The sequence below is a fragment of the Tahibacter aquaticus genome, assembly GCF_004363655.1.
Lineage (GTDB): Bacteria > Pseudomonadota > Gammaproteobacteria > Xanthomonadales > Rhodanobacteraceae > Tahibacter > Tahibacter aquaticus.
This window is the reverse complement of record NZ_SNZH01000018.1, coordinates 86,220-105,619: the sequence shown is the minus strand read 5'-3', so window position 1 is coordinate 105,619 and position 19,400 is coordinate 86,220. Positions and strand designations below refer to the sequence as shown.

General features: G+C 66.3%; 20 protein-coding genes. 8 read left to right on the top strand and 12 right to left on the bottom strand.

The window, feature by feature from the left end:
* Positions 1-86: 86 nt before the first annotated feature.
* Genes DFR29_RS23965 through aceF form a run of 4 tightly spaced genes read right to left on the bottom strand, consistent with a single transcriptional unit; the run spans position 87 to position 4,518 of the window.
* On the bottom strand, positions 87-638 hold the full coding sequence (locus tag DFR29_RS23965; RefSeq protein ID WP_133821169.1) for a hypothetical protein: 552 nt from the start codon (positions 636-638) through the stop codon (positions 87-89).
* Between the two features lie 10 nt (positions 639-648).
* Positions 649-2,442 carry a dihydrolipoyl dehydrogenase gene (gene lpdA / locus DFR29_RS23960; RefSeq protein ID WP_133821168.1) on the bottom strand — a complete coding sequence of 598 codons (1,794 nt, stop codon included), beginning with the start codon at positions 2,440-2,442 and terminating at the stop codon, positions 649-651.
* On the bottom strand, positions 2,442-3,107 hold the full coding sequence (locus DFR29_RS23955; protein WP_133821167.1) for a hypothetical protein: 666 nt from the start codon (positions 3,105-3,107) through the stop codon (positions 2,442-2,444). The genes lpdA and DFR29_RS23955 overlap by 1 nt, the downstream gene beginning before the upstream one ends.
* 31 nt (positions 3,108-3,138) lie before the next feature.
* Positions 3,139-4,518 carry a dihydrolipoyllysine-residue acetyltransferase gene (gene aceF / locus DFR29_RS23950; RefSeq protein WP_133821166.1) on the bottom strand — a complete coding sequence of 460 codons (1,380 nt, stop codon included), beginning with the start codon at positions 4,516-4,518 and terminating at the stop codon, positions 3,139-3,141.
* A gap of 179 nt (positions 4,519-4,697) precedes the next feature.
* Between aceF and DFR29_RS23945 the strand changes: the two genes are divergently transcribed.
* Positions 4,698-5,789 (top strand): bifunctional chorismate mutase/prephenate dehydrogenase, encoded by a 1,092-nt coding sequence (locus tag DFR29_RS23945; RefSeq protein WP_133821165.1) that lies wholly within the window; start codon positions 4,698-4,700, stop codon positions 5,787-5,789.
* Positions 5,790-5,889: 100 nt separating this feature from the next.
* A complete protein-coding gene (locus DFR29_RS23940; RefSeq protein WP_133821164.1) occupies positions 5,890-7,182 on the top strand; it encodes a Xaa-Pro dipeptidase in 1,293 nt (430 codons plus the stop codon).
* 198 nt (positions 7,183-7,380) lie between these two features.
* Here DFR29_RS23940 and DFR29_RS23935 read toward each other — a convergent pair whose 3' ends face one another.
* From DFR29_RS23935 to DFR29_RS23930, 3 genes are all read right to left on the bottom strand, one after another.
* On the bottom strand, positions 7,381-7,554 hold the full coding sequence (locus DFR29_RS23935; protein ID WP_133821163.1) for a DUF1328 domain-containing protein: 174 nt from the start codon (positions 7,552-7,554) through the stop codon (positions 7,381-7,383).
* A gap of 10 nt (positions 7,555-7,564) precedes the next feature.
* Positions 7,565-7,714 carry a hypothetical protein gene (locus tag DFR29_RS29405; protein ID WP_166654304.1) on the bottom strand — a complete coding sequence of 50 codons (150 nt, stop codon included), beginning with the start codon at positions 7,712-7,714 and terminating at the stop codon, positions 7,565-7,567.
* A 175-nt stretch (positions 7,715-7,889) separates the two neighbouring features.
* Positions 7,890-8,651 carry a DUF2884 family protein gene (locus DFR29_RS23930; protein WP_133821162.1) on the bottom strand — a complete coding sequence of 254 codons (762 nt, stop codon included), beginning with the start codon at positions 8,649-8,651 and terminating at the stop codon, positions 7,890-7,892.
* Positions 8,652-9,026: 375 nt separating this feature from the next.
* Here DFR29_RS23930 and DFR29_RS23925 point away from each other — a divergent pair, with 375 nt between their 5' ends.
* Positions 9,027-9,656, top strand: coding sequence for a glutathione S-transferase family protein (locus DFR29_RS23925; RefSeq protein WP_133821161.1), 630 nt, complete (start codon positions 9,027-9,029; stop codon positions 9,654-9,656).
* 95 nt (positions 9,657-9,751) lie between these two features.
* Positions 9,752-10,204 (top strand): hypothetical protein, encoded by a 453-nt coding sequence (locus DFR29_RS23920; protein ID WP_133821160.1) that lies wholly within the window; start codon positions 9,752-9,754, stop codon positions 10,202-10,204.
* A gap of 133 nt (positions 10,205-10,337) precedes the next feature.
* Here the strand turns inward: DFR29_RS23920 and DFR29_RS23915 are convergent, their stop codons facing one another.
* From DFR29_RS23915 to DFR29_RS23905, 3 genes are all read right to left on the bottom strand, one after another.
* The gene (locus DFR29_RS23915) at positions 10,338-10,718 is read right to left on the bottom strand and encodes a hypothetical protein (RefSeq protein WP_133821159.1); all 381 of its coding nucleotides are present in this window, start codon (positions 10,716-10,718) and stop codon (positions 10,338-10,340) included.
* A gap of 75 nt (positions 10,719-10,793) precedes the next feature.
* Positions 10,794-11,537, bottom strand: coding sequence for a 2OG-Fe dioxygenase family protein (locus tag DFR29_RS23910; protein ID WP_133821158.1), 744 nt, complete (start codon positions 11,535-11,537; stop codon positions 10,794-10,796).
* 141 nt (positions 11,538-11,678) lie between these two features.
* On the bottom strand, positions 11,679-12,323 hold the full coding sequence (locus DFR29_RS23905) for an HD domain-containing protein (protein WP_243746166.1): 645 nt from the start codon (positions 12,321-12,323) through the stop codon (positions 11,679-11,681).
* Positions 12,324-12,395: 72 nt separating this feature from the next.
* On the opposite strand from DFR29_RS23905, the gene DFR29_RS29400 reads away from it, so the two are divergent.
* Both DFR29_RS29400 and DFR29_RS29395 read left to right on the top strand, forming a co-directional pair.
* Entirely contained in the window at positions 12,396-13,541 is a 1,146-nt protein-coding gene (locus DFR29_RS29400) for a hypothetical protein (protein ID WP_166654303.1), read from the top strand.
* Positions 13,541-14,293 (top strand): ABC transporter ATP-binding protein, encoded by a 753-nt coding sequence (locus DFR29_RS29395; protein ID WP_166654302.1) that lies wholly within the window; start codon positions 13,541-13,543, stop codon positions 14,291-14,293. Before DFR29_RS29400 ends, DFR29_RS29395 begins: the two co-directional genes overlap by 1 nt.
* A 38-nt stretch (positions 14,294-14,331) precedes the next feature.
* Here the strand turns inward: DFR29_RS29395 and sppA are convergent, their stop codons facing one another.
* Together sppA and DFR29_RS23890 are read right to left on the bottom strand one after the other, a co-directional pair.
* Positions 14,332-16,188, bottom strand: a complete 1,857-nt coding sequence (gene sppA / locus DFR29_RS23895; RefSeq protein ID WP_133821157.1) for a signal peptide peptidase SppA — start codon at positions 16,186-16,188, stop codon at positions 14,332-14,334.
* Positions 16,189-16,236: 48 nt separating this feature from the next.
* Positions 16,237-17,646, bottom strand: coding sequence for an MATE family efflux transporter (locus DFR29_RS23890; protein ID WP_133821156.1), 1,410 nt, complete (start codon positions 17,644-17,646; stop codon positions 16,237-16,239).
* Between the two features lie 157 nt (positions 17,647-17,803).
* Here DFR29_RS23890 and DFR29_RS23885 point away from each other — a divergent pair, with 157 nt between their 5' ends.
* Positions 17,804-19,084 (top strand): DUF3667 domain-containing protein, encoded by a 1,281-nt coding sequence (locus DFR29_RS23885; protein WP_166654301.1) that lies wholly within the window; start codon positions 17,804-17,806, stop codon positions 19,082-19,084.
* Complete coding sequence (locus tag DFR29_RS29390) at positions 19,081-19,383, top strand: DUF4286 family protein (protein WP_166654300.1); 303 nt, start codon at positions 19,081-19,083, stop codon at positions 19,381-19,383. Before DFR29_RS23885 ends, DFR29_RS29390 begins: the two co-directional genes overlap by 4 nt.
* Positions 19,384-19,400 lie beyond the last annotated feature (17 nt).

Sequence of the window (19,400 nt, the reverse complement as noted above, 5' to 3'; positions counted from 1 at the left end):
TTTGCACGGGCACCAGGGACCACAGCCCCTTGCGCCGCTTCCTGCGCTGGCTGTTCGCCGGGTTAAGTAGCGCCATGGCGCTTCAGTCAATCCTGCGGCGGCCCGAACCAGACAGCGCTGGAGTCGTCGATGCCCCAGAGCGGCGACGGCGGACGCGCTATCGGCGCGCCCGTCTTCACGTGCGCGACAAGCGCATCGACGAAGCGCGTGATCTTGGCGTCGGATCGTTCGTCGCCATAGAGCAGATACGGCCCGAAGAATCCGCGGCAAAGGGCGAGTTGCGGCGGCCCGCCGTCGTCGAACACGACATAGCTCGTGCCGACGACCAGCGGTGCACCGCAATCGCCGAAGCCGTAACCCGCACTGATTTCCTCGTCCTGTGCCAACTCGCCCTTGAGCTGGCGCACGAGGGTGAAGCGGCCGCGCTGCGGGCCGCGCCTGTCGGATTCGCCGGACTTGTCGCCAGCAACCTCGGCGACACGCACACTCTGGATGGTGACCAGGGCGATGTTGCGCGCCGCCGCCACCGCGTCTTCTGCCGAACCGCGGCGGCAGGAACAGGCTGCCGCGTTGGAAACGACGCCGAGCGCAGCGCCGATTCCCAGCAACGATAGGAGCACCAGGTTCGCGCGCCGCATACACCGCCTCCTATTTGCGCTTCGGCACGAAAATATCAGTACAAGTACCCTCGTACACTTCTGCCGCCATGCCGACCGACTCGCTCAGGGTCGGGTGCGGATGGATGGTGAGGCCGATGTCGGCGGCTTCCGAGCCCATTTCGATGGCATGGGCGACTTCGGCGATCAGGTCGCCCGCGTTCGGCGCCACGATACCGGCACCGATGATGCGGTGGGTCGCTTCGTCGAAGATCAGCTTGGTGAAGCCTTCGGTACGGCCTATGCCGATGGCACGGCCCGAGGCCGCGTGCGGGAACTTGCCCACGCCGTAGGCAATGCCCTGCTTCTTCGCTTCGGTCTCGGTCACGCCAACCCAGGAGATTTCCGGATCGGTATAGGCCACGCTGGGAATCACGCGGGCGACGAATTCGCTCTTCTGGCCGGCAGCGACTTCGGCCGCGACCTTGCCTTCGTGCGTGGCCTTGTGCGCCAGCATGGGATTGCCGACCAAGTCGCCGATGGCAAAGATATGCGGCACGTTGGTGCGCATCTGCCGGTCGACCGGAATGAAACCGCGCTCGGTCACCGTGACGCCGGCCTTGTGCGCGTCGAGCTTGCCGCCGTTGGGTGTGCGGCCGATGGCGACAAGGACGCGGTCATACAGCGTGGGCTCGGGCGCCTTGTCGCCTTCGAACGTCGCCAGCAACCCTTCGGCCTTGGCTTCGATCTTCGCCACCTTGGTCTTCAGGTGAATGCCGGCGTAGCGCTTCTGCAGGCGCTGCTGCAGCGGGCGTACCAGGTCGGGATCGGCACCCGGCATGAGCTGGTCGAGCATTTCCACAACGGTGATTTTTGTACCCAGCGCCTCATAGACGCAGGCCATTTCCAGGCCGATGATGCCGCCGCCGACGACGAGCAGGCTGGCGGGAATATCGGCCAGGTCCAGCGCGTCGGTGGAGTCCATCATGCGCTTGTCGTCCCAGGGGAAGCCGGGCAGCTTCACCGCCTGCGAACCGGCGGCGATGATGGCGTTGTCGAAGCGCACGAGCTTGCTGCCGTCGGCGCCAGTGACTTCGATCTCGTTCGGCGAAACGAATTTGGCAGTGCCGGTGAGCACCGTTACCTTGCGCTGCTTGCTCATGCCGGCCAGGCCGCCGGTGAGCTGGGCGACGACGGCGGTCTTGTGTGCGCGCAGCTTGTCCAGGTCGATGACCGGTTCACCGAAGCTGATGCCGTGGTTGGCGAACTGCCGGGCTTCGTCGATCACGCGCGCCGCATGCAGCAGCGCCTTGGACGGAATGCAGCCGACATTGAGGCAGACGCCGCCCAGTGCCGCATAACGTTCGATCAGCACGACCTTCTGGCCCAGATCGGCGGCACGGAAAGCAGCGGTATAGCCGCCGGGCCCAGCGCCAATCACCACGAGCTGGGCTTCGACATCGGCCTGGCGTCCGCTCGCTGCAGCGGCGGCCGGGGCCGGCGCGGCGGGTTTCTCTGCCGGCTTGTCGGCGGGCTTGGCCGCGCTCGCGGCTGCAGGGGCAGCCGGCGCAGCGGCGGGCTTGTCGGCCGCGGGGGCGGCGGCAGCCGCTGCTGCGGTTTCGATCAGCGCCACTACGGCGCCTTCGGCAAGTTCGTCGCCGAGCTTGACCTTGATCTCCTTGACCACGCCGGCCACGGTCGAGGGCACTTCCATGGTCGCCTTGTCCGACTCCAGCGTGACCAGGCCCTGCTCCTTCTTGACCGTATCGCCAACCTTGACCAGCACTTCGATCACCGGCACGGTGACGCCGCCAATATCGGGCACTTTGACTTCTGTCGTTGCCATTATTTCTGCTCCTTGTCCTGTTGGGCGGCGGCGAGGCGAAACTGCTGCTTGAGCGCGTCGCGCCGCCGTTCGAATTCGGCGAGTGGATCGGATGGCGCCGCCGCCGGCGCTGCTGGCAGCGCTGGTTCGGCGACGGTGTCGGGAATGGCAGGCGTTGACGCGGCAGCGGCGGCACTACGGCCGACCGATACAGCCCTGCTGTCCGCCGTACTGCCGGCGACCTTGACGACGCGCCCGGCCAACGGTGCAGTGGGGCTTTCCGGCTCCAGCAGGCTGCGCACGCGCTGCTGCAGCGCCTGCATTTCATCCTGCTCGCTGCGCCGGCCGGCCTGTTCCTCCAATCGCTTGAGCCGGCGCTGCCAGCACAGCTCGCGGTATTTGCGGTTGGCGTAGGCGACGGACAGGCGAATATCGGGAATATGGATCTTTTCCACTTCTGCCGGCAGCGAGTCGAAGCTGATGTAGTTGTCTTCCAGCCACAGGCCGCGCCGGCGCGCGACGATGCGGGTCTCGCGCTCTTCGAAGAACAGCCGGCCCCAGTCCACATCGGGGGGATGGCGGTCCAGGCGCAGATACATCACGCGCAGGGAATCGTGCACCCGCGACCAGGTGGTCTTGGCCAGGTCCAGATCGACGATCCGGATGTCTTCGAATTCCACGTCCATGAGGTTGCCGGCGATCCTGCGCTGCCGCCGGTCAGAGCAAGGTACGGCGCATATCGGCCAGCACCTGGCCGAGATAGGCGGTGAAGCGCGCGGCCGAAGCGCCGTCGATGACGCGATGGTCGTAGCTCAGCGACAGCGGCAGGATCAGGCGCGGCTGGAAGGCCTTGCCGTCCCAGACCGGCTTGGTCGCCGACTTGGACACGCCGAGGATGGCGACTTCGGGTGCATTCACGATCGGCGTGAACGCGGTGCCGCCGATGCCGCCCAGCGAGGAGATGGAGAAGCAGCCGCCGGACATGTCGGCCGGGCCGAGCTTGCCTTCGCGCGCCTTGGCCGCCAGTTCGCCGCTTTCCCGCGCGATGTCGAGCACGCCCTTCTTGTCAGCATCCTTGAGCACCGGCACGACCAGGCCGTTGGGCGTATCGGCGGCAAAGCCGACGTGGAAATACTTCTTCAGCACGAGGTTGTCGCCCGAGGCGTCGAGCGAGGCGTTGAAATCGGGGAATTTCTTCAGCGCAGACACCACGGCCTTGATCAGGAAGGCGAGCATGGTCAGCTTTACGCCGGCCTTCTCGTTTTCCTTGTTGATGAGTACGCGCAGCGCTTCCAGTTCGGTGATGTCGGCGTCGTCATGCTGGGTGACGTGCGGAATCATGACCCAGTTGCGCGCCAGGTTGGCACCGGAAATCTTCTTGATGCGCGACAGCGCGCGCGTCTCGGTTTCGCCAAACTTGGAGAAATCCACTTGCGGCCAGGGCAGCAGGTTCAGTCCACCGCCGGCAGCGACCGGCGCCGCCGCAGCGCGCGGTGCGGCGCCACCGGCCAGGGCCTGTTTGACATAGTTCTGCACGTCTTCGCGCGTGATGCGCGCCTTGCGGCCGCTGCCGCTGACCTGGTTCAGATCGACGCCGAGTTCGCGCGCGAACAGGCGCACGGCGGGGCTGGCATGCGGCACCTTGTCCGGCATCACGACGCTGGCGTCGAACGGCACCGGCGGCGTGCGCGGTCCGGCGATCTCGGCGTCGATGCCGGGCCGGGACGAGTCGGCATTGGCGGCAGTGGGAGCTGCGGCAGCGGCTTGCGGTGGCGGCGCCGCAGCGGGCGCTGCCGGCGCGGCTTCGGCCTTGGCGGGCGCGGCGGCTGCAGCAGCAGCCGGCTTGGGCGCTGCGGCCGCATCGGCGGCTTCGATAACCGCCACGACCGTGCCTTCGGACACGTCGTCGCCCAGCTTGACGCGGATTTCCTTGACCACGCCGGCAAACGGCGCGGGCACTTCCATGGTCGCCTTGTCGGATTCCAGGGTCAGCAGACCCTGGTCTTTCTTCACCGTCTCGCCGGGGGCAACCAGGATCTCGATCACCGGCACATTGGCGTAGTTGCCGATGTCAGGAACCTTCACTTCTTGTGACATACGCCCTCCCAGGCGGCAGATTTCGGGCAAGGCGGCTATTGTGGCGGCGAAGCCACGTCCGCACCAGAGTGAGTCGAGCAGGCAACCTAGGTCCTGCCGCCGTCACTTATTCCGATTGGTTCGCGCCACCGCACCCGCCCCCCGCTAAGCTGGCTGCCGTTTGCCCGGGACGATGATCGATGGACATACCCCAATTGCGCGCCCAACTTGACCAGGTCGACCGCGACCTGGTTCGCCTCGCTGCCGAACGTCAGCGCATCGTGGCCGAGATCGGCGCGAGCAAGCGCGGCAGCGGCCGGCCGCTGCGCGACTTCCGCCGCGAGAAAGAAGTGCTGGACAACGTGCGCGGCCATGCGCGCGAAGCCGGTATCGATCCGGAACTCGCCGCCGGCCTGATGCAGTTGCTGATCGCCGCGTCGCTGACACGGCAGGAACAGGACACCGTGCGCGCCCTGTCCCAGGGTGGCGGCAAGCGGGCGCTGGTGATCGGCGGCAGCGGCCGCATGGGTGCCTGGTTCGCGCGCTTTCTCGATGCCCAGGGCTATGCGGTGGAAGTGGCCGATCCGGTCGCCAACAGCGCCGGCTTCCACCAGCGCGAACGCTGGGACGAGGGCGAGCTGTCGCACGACCTTATCGTCGTCGCCACACCGCTGCGCCCGGCGGCACGCATCCTCGGCGCCCTGGCGGTCCACAAGCCACCCGGCATCGTGTTCGACCTGGGCTCGATCAAGACCCCATTGCGCGAATCGCTGCAGGCACTGAATGCGGCCGGCGTACGCGCGACCTCGATCCACCCCATGTTCGGACCTTCGGCCAATGTGCTGGCCGGCCGCCATGTGGTGCTCATCGACAGTGGCGATCGCGAGGCGCTGGAAACCGCACGCAGCCTGTTCTCGTCCACGACAGCCATCACGGTGGAGATGGACCTGGACGAGCACGACCGCGTGATCGCGCTGGTGCTGGGCCTGTCGCATGCATTGAATATCGCCTTCGTCGCGGCACTGGCCGGCAGCGGCGTGGATGCGGAGCGGCTCAAGGCTGTGTCGTCCACCACGTTCGGTGCACAGCTCGGCATTGCCGAGGCCGTGGCGCGGGAGAATCCGCACCTGTATTTCGAGATCCAGTCGCTGAACGAGCACAACGGACCGGCGCTGACGGCACTGGACGAGGCGGTGCACACCTTGCTGGCCGCCGTGCGCAACGGCGACGAAGCCAGCTTCGTCGCCCTGATGCAGCAAGGGCGCGACTATTTACACGAACGCGCGGAATAGCGCGTCCGTTGGCCGATCGCAGGAAAAGCATGACCTTCGCAGGTTCCTTTTCCTGCGGCGCTGTGATTACCCTCGGCCTTCCCCCGCCGAGAGCCCGACCATGTCGCCATCGCCCGTACTGCGTCCGCTTGCTGCCGTCCTTGCGCTTGCCCTGCTTCCCGCCGCGGCCCAGGCCGAACGCATTGCCTTGACCGCGGCGCGTTATGTCGACGTCGACAGCGGCAGCCTGCGCAACCAGGCCGTGATCGTGATCGACGGCGAACGCATCGTCGACGTACGCAGCGACGGCCAGGTACCGGCCGATGCCAGACGTATCGACCTGGGCGACGTGACCCTGCTGCCAGGGCTGATCGACTGCCATGTGCATATCGACTGGCAGTCGGGCGACTACTACGTCGAGGCCTTCCGCCGCAGCGCGATCGACAACGCCGTGCGCGCCCATGTCTACGCCCAGCGCACACTGGACGCCGGCTTCACCACGGTGCGCAACGTCGGCTCGGCCGAATTCATCGATGTGGCTCTGCGCAATGCGATCGACCGCGGCGAAGTGCGCGGGCCGCGCATCGTCGCCAGCGGCCTGGCCCTGGGCGCTACCGGCAGCCATATGGACAGCGGCACCGGCTTCTCGCCGTATATCCGCACCGAAGGCTTCAGCGGCATCGCCGACGGTGTCGACGCGATCCGCGAGAAGATCCGCTTCGACGTGAAATTCGGCGCCGACGTGATCAAGTTCGCCGCCAGCGCCGGCGTGCTGACCGAGGAAGAATCGGTCGGCGATCCGCAGTACTCGCAGGACGAAATGAATGCCGTGGTTGACGAAGCGCATCGCTGGCACAGGAAAGTGGCCGCCCATGCCCACGGCACCGAGGCGATCAAGATGGCGATCAAGGCCGGTGTCGATTCGATCGAGCACGGCAGCTTCCTCGACGACGAGGCCATCGCGCTGATGAAGAAGCACGGCACCTGGCTGGTCGCCGACATCTACAACGACGACTACATCCTGGCCGAGTTCGGCCGCCTGAAGTATCCGCAGAGCATCATCGAGAAGGAACGCAAGGTCGGCCGCACCCAGCGCGAGAGTTTCCAGCGCGCCGCCAAGGCCGGAGTGAAGATCGCCTATGGCACCGATGCCGGCGTCTATCCCCACGGCGACAACGCCAGGCAGTTCGCCAAGATGGTGGAATGGGGCCAGACGCCGATGCAGGCCCTGCAGGCGGCAACCGTGCGCGCGGCGGAGCTGCTGGGCCGCGGCGACCGCGTCGGCAGCCTCAAGGCCGGCCTGTACGCAGACGTGATCGCCGTGCCGGGCAATCCGCTCGACACCATTGCAAATATGGAAAAAGTAACTTTCGTGATGAAAGGCGGCAAGGTGGAGAAGACCGCAGCCCCCTGATGCATCGATACCGCCGCGTTGCGATTCCCGGCGGAGCGGGCGCCTTTCCCTGTGCCCGCCCCGCCAAAGTCCCGGTACCACGTCACAACACCAGTGAACCTGCCGGGGGCGCCGGATCGGGTGGATATCTGCCACCCGGCAGGTCATGAACGTTCGCCTGCAATGCAGCGGCTTTCCCGCCGCGAAATGCCGCGCCGGTCAGAAGGCGATGCTGAAGCCGAGCACGATGCCGGCCAGGGCCAGCAGCAGCAATACGAGGAAGATCGCGAAGATGATCTTGGCGATACCGCCAGAGGCGCCGGCGACTCCGGTAAAGCCAAGCGCGCCGGCGACCAGGGAAATCAGGCCGAAGATGATGGCGAGTTTGAGCATGTCGTCCTCCTCAGGCCCAGGCGTTCAGCGCAAGCCAGAGCGATTCGTCCACCATCGCCGCCTGTTCCTTGTCGGGCTGCAGGCCGCGGGCTATGGCCTGCGGGCCTTCCTCGCGCCAGTTGCTGCTGTCGCTGCGCGGCGTGTCGTCGTTCGCTTGCATCGGGGCCTGCTCCGTGTCGGTGGACTCGGGCCAGCTGTCGCAAGCGCCGTGCCAGGCTGGACGAAAACGCCAATCGCCTGTCGCTGAAGGCATTTATGTCCAGGCCGCGACAGCAGGCGGATTGCGCTGTGCACGGTAGCCGGCGGACTCGGCATGCAAGTTGAAGTGCAGTCGTTCAGTCCTGCATATCGAACAGATCGAGCCGGCGACCTTCGTCCAGGCGCAGCTCCAGGCCCGACTCGATCCGGTTCAGGCTGGCCACCATCGGACACAGCGCGGCGACGCGGGCGGCCAGCTGCACCGTCTGCGTGTCGATGCGCTTTTCGATGTCCTGTTCCAGCTTGCTCGCGCGCTTTTCCAGCTCGGCGGCGCCAGCTTCGTCGCCACTCAGGGCGATGGCGATGGCGGTACCGGCGACTTCGCCGATGATCACCGGCATCAGATCGCTCATGGCCTGCTCGAACAGTTTTTCGAATTCGTCCTCGCTCCAGGGACGGCGGTCGAAGCTGTCGTTCAGGCGCTGCTTGAACTCGTCGCGCAGGCCTTCCAGTCGATGGCGCGTGGCGGAGTTGTCGGCGGTCTTGGAGAACGTTGCAGCGACCTCGCTGACCGCGGTATAGGCAATGTCGACCGCATCGCGGGCTATCGCCTTGGCCTGCGGTACCAGTGCACGCACGGTGGCTTCGAATTCAGCGACGCGGGCCCGGTCGGCATCGCTCAGGGCCAGTTCCCGCCCGTCGATTTCCAGATGGCCCTTGCGCATCAGCACCCGGCCCGGCTTGCCTTCGTCGCGGGCGAACAGCAGGCCGCCCTGTTCGAAGCTGACCGAATAATTGCTGTCCACGCCGCAGCTGTTGAAGTGATGGCCACGCTCGTGCGCGGCAGCGGTGGCGGACAGGGACAGCCCCAGGGCGGCGGCAAGCAGCAGGCGTTTCATAAGTCACTCCGTCGGCAAAAGCAGTTGCAGGTATCCCGCCGGTCGCAGAAAGCTGACCCAGCCAGCGGAAGTTACGCCCTTCGATGCAGATTTTCGCCGCAGGGTTGCAGGCATTGCGCGCGCTGGAAGTCGTGCATGACTTCCGGCAGTCCGCCACCCGGCAGGCCCGGCGAGGCTCGTGGCAGTCGCCGCCGCCACGTATGCTGCTGGGCCAGGAAAGGCCGAGCAAGCCTTTTCCATGTACCCGGACGCATGCTTCCATGGCCTTGCAAACCCTTGCAGTGCAAGGGTTTGGCCGCCTCCTCGCGGCAAGGGAGGCGGCCAGCAACGCCCGTTCGGCGTGTTCCGTTTTTCCCCTGACCAGGAGAGCCCTCGATGTACACCTTGTACTACTCGCCCGGTGCGGCCAGCATGCTGCCGCACCTGTTGCTGCTGGAGATCGGCGCGGCGTTCCAGCTGCGCCTGGTCGACATAGAGTCCGGCGCCAACCGCGATGCGGACTATCTGCGCCTGAACCCCAACGGCGTGCTGCCGACCCTGGCGATCGACGATCAGCCCTGCCGCGAAACCCCTGCCCTGCTGCTGATGCTGTGCGAACGCCACCCCGAGGCGGGCCTGGCCCCGGCGCCGGGTACACCGTCGCGCAATGCCTTCCTGCAATGGGTGCTGTTCCTGGCCAATACGCTGCAGCCTGCCTTTCGCCTGTGGTTCTACCCCAGCGACGTGGAAGGCGTGGACGCGGTTGCACTCAAGGCAGCGATGCGCGTGCGCATCGAAAGCTGCTTCGATCAGCTCGACGAGCTGCTGGCCGACGGCCGGCCCTATCTGCTCGGCGCTGAAATTTCGGCACTGGATTTCTACGCCGTCATGCTGATGCGCTGGTCGCGCAATATGCCCAGGCCGGCAACCCAATGGCCGCGCCTGAAAGCCCTGGCCGACCGCGTGCGCGCACGCCCCAGTTGGATTCACCTGTACGACGTGGAAGGTTTAACCGAGTGGGCGTGAGGGTAATCCCGGGCCAGCTAACCGTCCGCTCACGACATGCCAACGCGTCTTGAATAAGGATACGTTTCCGCGAGCACGACGAAGGGACCGCAAGCATGAGCGCTTTTGACGATGCCCAGCTGCTGATACGGATGTTGCGCGAAGGCCGCGAATACTATGCCTTCGCCTGCGACGAAATCCGCGACCCGGAGATCGCCAGCGTATTTGCGCTGGCGGTACGCAGCCGGCGCGATCTGCTCGACGACCTGGTCGCCACCCGCCTGCTGTTCCAGACGTCGCCGGCCCACGCGGTGCGTTCACTGGCACCCAACCTCGGCTACGAGGAACTGCGCCATCAGTTCGATCCGCGCCATCCACAAGTGCAGGCGGTCGCCCTGCACGAGCGCGAACGGCGCGTGATCGGCCTGATGCACGACCTGTTCGAGAACGAAGCCGAAGGCGATCATTCGCCCCGCCTGCGCGCGGCGATAAAAAAACACTACGCGCATTTTGTCGAAGTGGAAGATTGCCTGGGACGCTGGACGTCACAGCAGCATATGGTGGTTTGAAACCACGCGCGGCACAGCGCTTTCGTAGGGTGCGATGAGCACAGCGAATTGCACCGCAAGGAGCTTGGCGTGGCGGCTTGCGTGAGGGCTGCGACGGTGGAATTCGCTGCGCTCATCGCCGCCTACATTGCGCCTAGAAATCCAGCGCAAGTTCCACCGGGCGCACCGACAGCACGATGCGCGGGTTGTCGCGACGCCATTCGCGCTTGTCGGGCAGGTGGACTTCGTCCCTGTCGTCGGCGGCATAACGCAGGACGCCGCTTTTCAGATGCACGCTGACACGCGCTTCGCTACCTGGCGGAAAACGGATCAGGAGACCTTGTGGATCGCGCGCGATCAGGCGCTGCAGCAGGTCGCGTTCGCCCTGCTGCTCGACATGGGCGCGGGCCATGTCGACATAAACGGAATAGGAAAAATCGTGCGGAGGGAGGGACGGTGGAAGCGGCTGGCTGCGTCCGTCGACGGCGACCAGCGCAAGCAGCCCGGCGCAAAGGCCGCTGATGCAAGACGACACGGGAAGACTCCGGCAAGAATTGGCTGCGACCCTAGCGAACCCAGGCTGAAGCGCGTTTGACTGGATTGCCGTGCTCTACGCATTGCGCCGGAATGTCACTACCAGTACATCGCGATAAGCCGGTGAAGACGTGTCGACGGCCTGCACCGGCGTCACGCCGTGGCAGACGCGCGCATCGTCCACCAGGGCTGCATCGAAGGGCTGCGCGAGGGTGAATTCGCCGAGCAGGCGGCCGCCGGGTTCATGGATGGTGGTCGTGCCACTGGCGATATTGCGCCGCGCGACCAGCAGCACCAGTACGTAGTCGACACCGTCGCGATGCACGCCTTCGGGCGTCGGCAGGCCGGCTTCGCCCGCCTTGGCCTCGATGCGGAACTGATGGATTTCGATATGCCAGCGCGGCTGGCCGCCGGCCAGGTGTTCGAACAGGCCGCGGCAGTAACGCAATACCGTCGGCAGTGACTGGCCAGCGTCCCAATGCTCGGATACCGGCTGGAACCAGCGCGCGATACCGCCGTTGAGTACGTTGTATTCCAGCGTCTGGAAATGCGGCTGCGCAGCCTGGCGCTGGATCGCCTGGCCCGGCACTGCGGCATACACCGCGTGGCGGCGGCGGCGGTAACGGCCCTGGTCCGCCATGTAGGTATCGACAGCGAGATCGTTCCAGCTGGCGGCGAAAGCGTCCCAGTCGTCCAGCGCGCCGCCGGCCAGCAACTGTGTGCGCAAGGTGGCGCCGTCGACAAAAGCAAAACCGACGCGGAGCAATTCGGGTTCTACCGCATCGCACAGGGCGGCAGGACCGGCAACGGATTCATTCATGCAAATCACGGTAGCAGAGCGCAGCGCGCGCCGATCGCGCGCCAGCACATTGTTATAAGCCCTCTCGCTGCAGGCCACCGCATGGCTCTGCTGCAGCGTGCAGGAATGGTCCTGCAGCGCGTCTGGCGCGGACGGACCGCGTCAGCGCCCGGCGCTGGACTTCAACGCGCTGCGCCCGGCCAGGCAACGCGCGATATTCGCCCGCGCCGCCGCCTCGCACCGCTCGCGGAACCAGGGCGAAACGTAGATCGCTGCGGAATCGAGCAGGCCGCGCAGAAAGCGCCGTCGGTAGTGGCGAAACATCCATTGCGGCAGCTTGCCGCGATATTCCTGCGCAATCTCGCGATCGTAGGCATCGAAGCGTTCGGCCGACGCCGCCAGGATGGCCATGTCGCAATCGACGAACAGCGCCGCATCGGCATCGAGCGACTCTCCGGCCAGATGGCCGTGGCTGGCGGTCAGCAGGATCAGCTGCTGCACACGCTGCGCATCGACGGCCTGTGCCGGCAGCCACCGCGCAATCGCCGCAGCGGCCAGTTCGGCGCTGCGCGCTTCGTTGTCCTTGCGGCCGGCTTCGTAGATGGCGTCGTGATAGAGCAGGGCCAGCACGACTTCGTCGGGCTGCTGCCAGCCCGGCCCGGCGGCTACGGCGGCGAACTGGGCCAGCACTTCCTGCACATGCTCGAAATTGTGGTAGGCGCGGGGCGGCTGGGCGTAGTGCGCGCGCAGGTCGGCGAGCATCTCGGGCGGCAGCGTGGCCAGGCTCAAATGCGCAGTGGGGTTCATCGCAATCCCTGCCAAAGACAACCCAACTCGTGGCCCATGCCGCGCGCCGGGGCGTGTGCGCACACTCGCACAATGCCCGCCTATTTTCATCCGCGCCTGCAACAGAGCCGCCTGGTCGCCGGCAATCGCCTGCGCCTGGCCCTGCGCCACTGGCCGCAGACCCTGTTCCATCTGCTCGCCGGCGCTGCCTTGCTGGCCATCGCTGCGGCCGCGTTGAGCCGTATCGACGGCGACCGCATAGGCCTGTTGCTGCGCCTGATCGTGCAACAGCCGCTGGCGATAGGCCTAGCCTTTGCCGCATTCGGTTTCGCCATGGGGCGCAGCTCCACCGTCGAGCTGTTGCAGGAGTTGCGCCTGGGCTGGTGGGGCGCGATGCCGATACCGGCCGCGGCAACGCAGCGCAGCCTGCGCCTGCATGCGCTGCTGCAGACCGTGTTCGCCAATGCCATCGTACTGGCCGTGCTGCTGGGCATCGTCGTGCTGTCGCGCCGCTCCACCGAATGGCTGATGCCGCTGGCGGCCACGGCCAGCGCCGGGCTGTGGCTGGGAGCCTCGGCCGGATTCTTCGCCGCCCTGCGCAGCCGCCAGCACAGTGGCGGCAGCAGGCGCACGCAAGCGCATTCCAGCGCCGCCCTGCTGCGCCTGCCCTGGCTGGATCATCCACAATTGCACAATCTGCCCGATTGGCAGCGACGCGAAACGGTGCGGCGCTGGCGTTCCGGCGGCCGTGCCTGGCAGATCGGCGCGCTGGGCCTGCTGGTGCCCATGGGCATGCCGCTGCTGCCGCTGATCGCCTTTGCGGCGCTGGGCGTGGGCCTGATCTGGTACGGACTGGCCTTGCGGGCGAGCGAAAACACCATCGTGCGCGCCAGCCAGACCTTCGCCGCCCTGCCCTTGCCGTTTCCGCGTTTTGCCGCGGCCACGCTGCGCTATCCGCTGTTCGCGTTTGCCTGCACGGCCACGTCCGGCGCCGCCGGCCTGCTGCTGCAGGCGGCGCGCTGGCCGGTGGCGCTGGGCTACGTGCTGGCGCTGGGGCTGGGCAGTGCCTTGTCGCTGAGCCTGTGCTGGCGCTATCGCCACCGCCCGTATCTGGCACGCAGCCGCGCGATTGCCGAAACCTGCCTGCTGCTGGCACTGGCTACGCAGTTCGTGCCGCTGGCGCTGGTCCTTGCCCTGGCGCTGATTGCGCGCCACTACGTCGTTGCCCGGAGTATTTGATGGCTGCCCTGGAAATTGCCGGCCTGGTTCACAGCTACGGCCAGCATCGCGTGCTCGACGGACTGGATCTGGCCATCGAAGGCGGTGAATTCGTTGCACTGATCGGGCCTAACGGATCGGGCAAGACCACCTTGCTGCGCTGCCTGGCCGGCATCCTCGCGCCGCAGTCAGGCCAGGTCGTCATCGCAGGCGCAGTGATGTCCAGCGATCCGATGGGTGCCAAGCAGAAACTCGGCTTCGCGGTCGATCCGACCCTGCTGCCGCCACTGCTCAGCGGCCGCCAGTGCCTGGAGCTGTTTGCCGGCGCGCGCAATCTCGCTGCCATTCCGGCGGCGACGCTGGCCCTGGCGCAGGAACTCGCCTTCGATACCTGGCTGGATCGCGAAGTACAGAGCTACTCGCTGGGCACGCGGCAGAAACTCGGCATTCTGCTCGGCCTGATCGGCGAGCCGCCGTTGATCGTGCTGGACGAACCCATGAACGGGCTGGACCCGCTCAGCGCCTTCGCCCTCAAGCAGCACCTGGTAAGGCTTACCCGCGACCAGGGTTGCGCCGTGCTGCTCGCCACGCATGCGCTGGAAGTGGCGGAACGCTTCATCAGCCGCGCCGTGCTGCTGCTCGGCGGCAAGCTGGTACAGGACTGGAATACCGCCGCACTCGATGCGATCCGCCACGATGCGGACAACTCGCTGGAACAGGTGATGGTGGAGGCACTGCAGCGCCACGGCGCAGAGCGCATCGACCGCGCGTAGACCGGACCGGGGGCATCCCCGGCCCGGCAGTGTCAGGCTCAGCGCACTTCGCAGAAGCAATAGGCAAATATGGCCGGCTTGCCGGAATGCACATTGCGCAACAGGCGCAAGGGGCGCTGCAGGTCGGCGTCGTCGAGCAGCATCGCCTCGGGACGCAGCACCTCGATCCGCGCCAGGGCCTGCGCACTCGCGCTTTCGCTCATGTTCAGCAGGAACTGCTCGAACGCACCCGGCGTCTTTTCCACGTAGCGCGTCTGGAAATCGCTGCCCAGCTTGGCCTTCTCCGCGGCGGCGGCCACCGCGGCATCGAGTCCGCCGAGCTTGTCGACCAGGCCGCGCTCCAGCGCCTGGCGACCGGTCCAGACGCGGCCGCGGGCGATCTCGTCGATCTGTGCCGGTTCCTTGCCGCGGGCGCTGGCCACACGGCCGATGAAATCGCGATAGCCTTTTTCAATGATCGACTGGATCACCTTGCCCACGGCCGGATCCAGCGGCAGGCGCGGGTCCAGCGCCGCCGCGAACGGCGTGGTACCGACGCCGTCGGTATGCACGCCGATCTTCTCCAGCGTGGCCGGGATATTCACGAACAGGCCGAAGATGCCGATGGAGCCGGTTATGGTCGCCGGCTGGGCGAATATCTCGTCGGCGTTCATGGAAATCCAGTAGCCGCCCGAGGCAGCCACGTCGCCCATCGAGGCGATCACCGGCTTGCCGGCCTGCTTGATCAGTTCCACTTCGCGGCGGATCTGCTCGGACGCGAACACTTCGCCGCCGGGCGAATTCACGCGCAGCACCACGGCCTTGACGTTGTCGTCCTCGCGCGCCTCGCGCAGCAGTGCCGCAGTGGATTCGCCACCGACCGTACCCGCCGTCTGTTCGCCGCCGACGATCTCGCCTTCGGCCACGATGACGGCGACGGAAGCGCGCAGGTCGGGCAGGCTGGAACTGCGCAGCATGGCCTGGTAATCGCGCCAGTGGACCTGGCGGAAGCTGTGCTTGGCCTTGTCCTCCACGCCCTTGGCGATGAGGATTTCCCGCGCCTGGTCGCGCGTGGCGAGCTGGTCGACCAGATGCGAGGTGAGCGCGATCTTGGCCATGTCGCCCTGGGCGTCCTCGATCGCCTCGGGCAGTATCTCGATGCCGTTCTGGATCGCCTTGGCTTCCAGCTTGCGCCGGCCGGCGACTTCGCCGAGCCAGGTCTGCCACAGGCCGTCCAGCCAGTACAGGTCGGCCTGGCGTGCTTCGGTCGAGGCGCCGTTGAGGATGTAGGGCTCGGCCGCCGATTTGAATTCGCCGACGCGGAACAGGTGTACGGTGACGGCGAGCTTGTCGAGCAGATCCTTGTAGTAGCCGCGATAACTGGAGAAACCGTTCAGCAGCACCGCGCCGTCCGGGTGCAGCAGGATCTGGTCCGCATGCGAGGCGAGGAAATACGGCATCTGCGTCATGCCGTCGGAAACCGCGATGACTTCCTTGCCCTTGCCCTCGGCGCGGAAGCGTTCCAGCGCGGTGCCGATCTCCATCAGCGAGGCGACGCCGGCGCCACGCAGATCGTCGGCCATCAGCACGATGCGTTCGATGTTCGGGTCTTTCGCGGCGCGGCCGATGACGTCGATCACGTCGCGCAGCTGGATCTCGCTGGTCTTGTTGCCGAGCATGCGTTCCAGCGCGCGCGAACCCGCATCGGCACGGTATTGCTCGACCAGGTCGCCCTTGAGTTCCAGCACCAGGGCAGTACGCGGTTCGATCACCGGCGCCTTGCTCGACAGCGCGATCAGGAAGACCAGCAGCACGAACAGAAAGATCAGGTTGAACACCAGCCGCCGGGTGAAGTTGATCGCATCCCAGATGCCGACAAAGAACCGCCGCAGGGGACCGGGCTTACGCTCCGTCATTGCAGTCTCCAGATTGCCAAGTCGAGGTTGCCGCGCAGACGCGGCGGGTCAATGCACATTGTGGCGCGGATCGGAAAGGGAATCCCCTGCCGCCAGTGGCGCGCCCTGCCAGCGGCCGCGCCGGGCCTGGCGATGAAAGCGCAGGAACAGCAGTACGGCCGCGACCGACAGTCCGGCGATCAGGCCCATCCACATGCCGCGCGCGCCGAAGCCCTGGCGGAAGGCCAGGTACCAGCCCACCGGCATGCCGATGCCCCAGTAAGCGAACACCGTGATCAGCATGGGCAGGCGCGTGTCCTTCAACCCGCGCAAGGCGCCGTTGGAGGCAACCTGGATGCCATCGGAAAACTGGAACAGGCCTGCCAGGATCAACAGCTGCGCGGCCAGCGCGATCACCGCCGCATCGCTGGTATACAGCGCGGCGATACGTTCGGGCACGAGCAACATGGCGCCAGCGGAAACGAACTGGGTCACCAGGCACAGGGCAATGCCGGCATAGCCGGCATAGCGCACGCCGCGCTCGTCGTTGGCGCCGACCGCATGGCCGACACGTACGGTGATGGCCAGGGCCAGGCCCAGCGGCACCATGAAGCAGACCGCCGAGACATTCAGCGCAATCTGGTGCGCCGAGGCCGTGTTCTCGCCCAGGCCGGCCAGGATCAGCGCGACCACGGCGAACAGGCTGGCTTCCATGAAGATGGCCACGCCCATCGGCACGCCAATGCGCAGCAACTGGCCGATCTCGCCCCAGTTCGGCTTTTCCCAGCGGGCGAACAGGTTCAGCGGGCGGTATTGCGGCCGCCAGCGCAGCCAGGCCAGCAGGGCGAAGAACTGCAGCCACAGCACCAGGGCGGTGGCAATGCCGCAGCCCTCGGCGCCCATCGGCGGAAAACCCAGCTTGCCGTACATCAGCGCCCAGCCTATCGGCGCCAGCAGGGCCAGGCCAAGCAGGCCGAAATACATGGTCGGCCGGGTCAGGCCATAACCTTCGCTGACACCGCGCAGGGCGAAATAGCCGCATTGCGCCGGGGCGCCCCAGGAAATGGCCCGCACGAAGGCTTGGGCGTCACCGCGCAGGGTCGGATCGACGCCTATCCATTCGAGGAAATGCACCACCACCACGCGTACGGCGAAAAACAGCACGACACCCATCATTGCCGCCAGCCACAGCGCCTGGCGGAACAGCGGGCCGATCTCGTCGTAGCGCTGCGCGCCCTTGATCTGGGCTACCGAGGGCGACAAGGCCATGGTCACGCCCAGCGCGGCCACATAGGCCAGTACCCAGAAATTTGCGCCTACCGACACTGCACCCAGGGTATGCGCGTTCAGATGGCCGGCGAGCATGGTGTCGATCACGGTCATGCCCACGCCGCTGAGCTGTCCGGCCACCAGGGGCAGGGCCAGCAGGACGGTGGCGGCGAGTTCGTGCCAGAGGCGTTGTCGGTCGAAAGAAGCCATGCAGCACGATCAGGGAAACGGGCGACCGCACAGTCTAGCAGGCGCGGGTAAAACGGAAGTGAGGCAGCCGGCGGCAAGCTCGCCGCACGCCGTTCACTTGCCGCGGCGATGCGCCATACTTCCGCGTCAATCCGCCCTGCATGAACAGCCGCCAGCAATGAACGATTCCGCCAAACCCACTGCGCCCGGACCGGCGCTTCCGGCAGCAACACCCTGCGCCAACTGCGGCGTCGCCTTGCAGGGCGAGTACTGCCATCACTGCGGCCAGCCGCTGAAGGGCATGATCCGGCCGCTGTCGGGCCTGACCGCCGACGTGATCGACAGCGTATTCAATATCGATTCGCGCATCCTGCGCACGATAGGCCCGCTCTACCTCAAGCCCGGGTTTCTCACCACCGAATACTTCATCGGCCGGCGCCAGCGCTATGTCACGCCGTTCCGGCTGTTCTTCTTCCTGACCATCGTCGCGTTCCTGGTCACCCAGTTCGCCGCCGACCGCAGCGGGCTGACCAACAGCGCCAGCACCTGGCTCAAGTTCGGCGGCGACTCCATCGCCGAGGCAACCACGCCGGAAAACGTGCTGCGCTACCGCGACGAAGCGCTGAAGGGCATCGACCAGGCAACCCGCCACGGCATGATGCCGGCCGAGGCACGCGCGGAGATCGAAAAAGCCCGCGACGAGATCCGCAAGCAGGCGCAGGAGCGGCTGGACTATCTGAGGAAAGTGCAGGACGCCAAGGCCCTCGGCCTGCCGCCACCGCCACCGCCGCTGCCGGACGGCGAATGGGGGACTGTGCAGCCGCCGGCCGTGCCGGCAGTTCCGGCAGATCCGGGCGAGCCACAGCCGCCGGAGCCACCGGCAATCCCGGTCGAGAAGCAGAACCAGATCGGCTTCAATTTCAACGGCTCGAACTGGGATCCCAAGACCAACCCGGTCACGATCGACTGGCTGCCCGAGGCGGGCAACGCCAAGTTCAACGAGATGATTGGCAAGTTCATCGAGAACGGCAAACTGCTGCGCACCGACCCCAAGCGCGTGGTTGCCGCGCTGTTCGGCGTTCTGCCGCAGGCCCTGTTCGTGCTGATGCCGCTGTTTGCGCTGATGCTGAAGGTGTTCTTCATCTTCAAGCGCCGCTACTACATGGAACACCTGATCGTGGCGCTGCACAGCCACGCCTTCCTGATGCAAAGCCTGCTGCTGATTGCACTGCTGGAGCTGGCCGCGCTGACCTGGCCGGTCGTGGCAACACCGCTGCACTGGGCGGTAGTCGCCGCCAGCTGGTGGATTCCGCTGTATCTGTTACTGATGCAGAAACGCGTCTATCGGCAGAACTGGTTCATGACCATTCTCAAGTTCAGCGTGATCGGCACCTGCTACAGCATGCTGGTCAGCCTCGCGGTGGTGCTGGCCTTTGTCATCACCCTGGCGACCGTATGATCGTCTACGAGGTCACCTTGCAGGTGGAGCGCGGCATCGCCGCGGACTTTGCCGCCTGGCTGCACGAGCACGTGGCGCAGATACTGGCTCTGCCCGGCTTCGTCGATGCACAGCAATTTGCACGTGTGGACGAAGCAGCAGATTCCACGCATTGCACGCTTGTGGTTGCCTACCGCCTGCGCGACCAGGCCGCGCTGGACGCGTATTTCGCCAAGCACGCGGCGGCGATGCGCGCCGACGGGCTGGCGCGGTTCGGTACGCGGTTTTCGGCGACACGGCGGGTATTGCAGGCCACCTGAGGCGCCCCGCGCACCGG

Excerpts from the sequence above, each read along its gene's own strand:
- DFR29_RS23965 (WP_133821169.1), bottom strand. The coding sequence starts at position 638 with ATGCGGCGCGCGAACCTGGTGCTCCTATCGTTGCTGGGAATCGGCGCT.
- lpdA (WP_133821168.1), bottom strand. The coding sequence starts at position 2,442 with ATGGCAACGACAGAAGTCAAAGTGCCCGATATTGGCGGCGTCACCGTG.
- DFR29_RS23955 (WP_133821167.1), bottom strand. The coding sequence starts at position 3,107 with ATGGACGTGGAATTCGAAGACATCCGGATCGTCGATCTGGACCTGGCC.
- aceF (WP_133821166.1), bottom strand. The coding sequence starts at position 4,518 with ATGTCACAAGAAGTGAAGGTTCCTGACATCGGCAACTACGCCAATGTG.
- DFR29_RS23945 (WP_133821165.1), top strand. The coding sequence starts at position 4,698 with ATGGACATACCCCAATTGCGCGCCCAACTTGACCAGGTCGACCGCGAC.
- DFR29_RS23940 (WP_133821164.1), top strand. The coding sequence starts at position 5,890 with ATGTCGCCATCGCCCGTACTGCGTCCGCTTGCTGCCGTCCTTGCGCTT.
- DFR29_RS23935 (WP_133821163.1), bottom strand. The coding sequence starts at position 7,554 with ATGCTCAAACTCGCCATCATCTTCGGCCTGATTTCCCTGGTCGCCGGC.
- DFR29_RS29405 (WP_166654304.1), bottom strand. The coding sequence starts at position 7,714 with ATGCAAGCGAACGACGACACGCCGCGCAGCGACAGCAGCAACTGGCGC.
- DFR29_RS23930 (WP_133821162.1), bottom strand. The coding sequence starts at position 8,651 with ATGAAACGCCTGCTGCTTGCCGCCGCCCTGGGGCTGTCCCTGTCCGCC.
- DFR29_RS23925 (WP_133821161.1), top strand. The coding sequence starts at position 9,027 with ATGTACACCTTGTACTACTCGCCCGGTGCGGCCAGCATGCTGCCGCAC.
- DFR29_RS23920 (WP_133821160.1), top strand. The coding sequence starts at position 9,752 with ATGAGCGCTTTTGACGATGCCCAGCTGCTGATACGGATGTTGCGCGAA.
- DFR29_RS23910 (WP_133821158.1), bottom strand. The coding sequence starts at position 11,537 with ATGAATGAATCCGTTGCCGGTCCTGCCGCCCTGTGCGATGCGGTAGAA.
- DFR29_RS23905 (WP_243746166.1), bottom strand. The coding sequence starts at position 12,323 with ATGAACCCCACTGCGCATTTGAGCCTGGCCACGCTGCCGCCCGAGATG.
- DFR29_RS29400 (WP_166654303.1), top strand. The coding sequence starts at position 12,396 with ATGCCCGCCTATTTTCATCCGCGCCTGCAACAGAGCCGCCTGGTCGCC.
- DFR29_RS29395 (WP_166654302.1), top strand. The coding sequence starts at position 13,541 with ATGGCTGCCCTGGAAATTGCCGGCCTGGTTCACAGCTACGGCCAGCAT.
- sppA (WP_133821157.1), bottom strand. The coding sequence starts at position 16,188 with ATGACGGAGCGTAAGCCCGGTCCCCTGCGGCGGTTCTTTGTCGGCATC.
- DFR29_RS23890 (WP_133821156.1), bottom strand. The coding sequence starts at position 17,646 with ATGGCTTCTTTCGACCGACAACGCCTCTGGCACGAACTCGCCGCCACC.
- DFR29_RS23885 (WP_166654301.1), top strand. The coding sequence starts at position 17,804 with ATGAACGATTCCGCCAAACCCACTGCGCCCGGACCGGCGCTTCCGGCA.
- DFR29_RS29390 (WP_166654300.1), top strand. The coding sequence starts at position 19,081 with ATGATCGTCTACGAGGTCACCTTGCAGGTGGAGCGCGGCATCGCCGCG.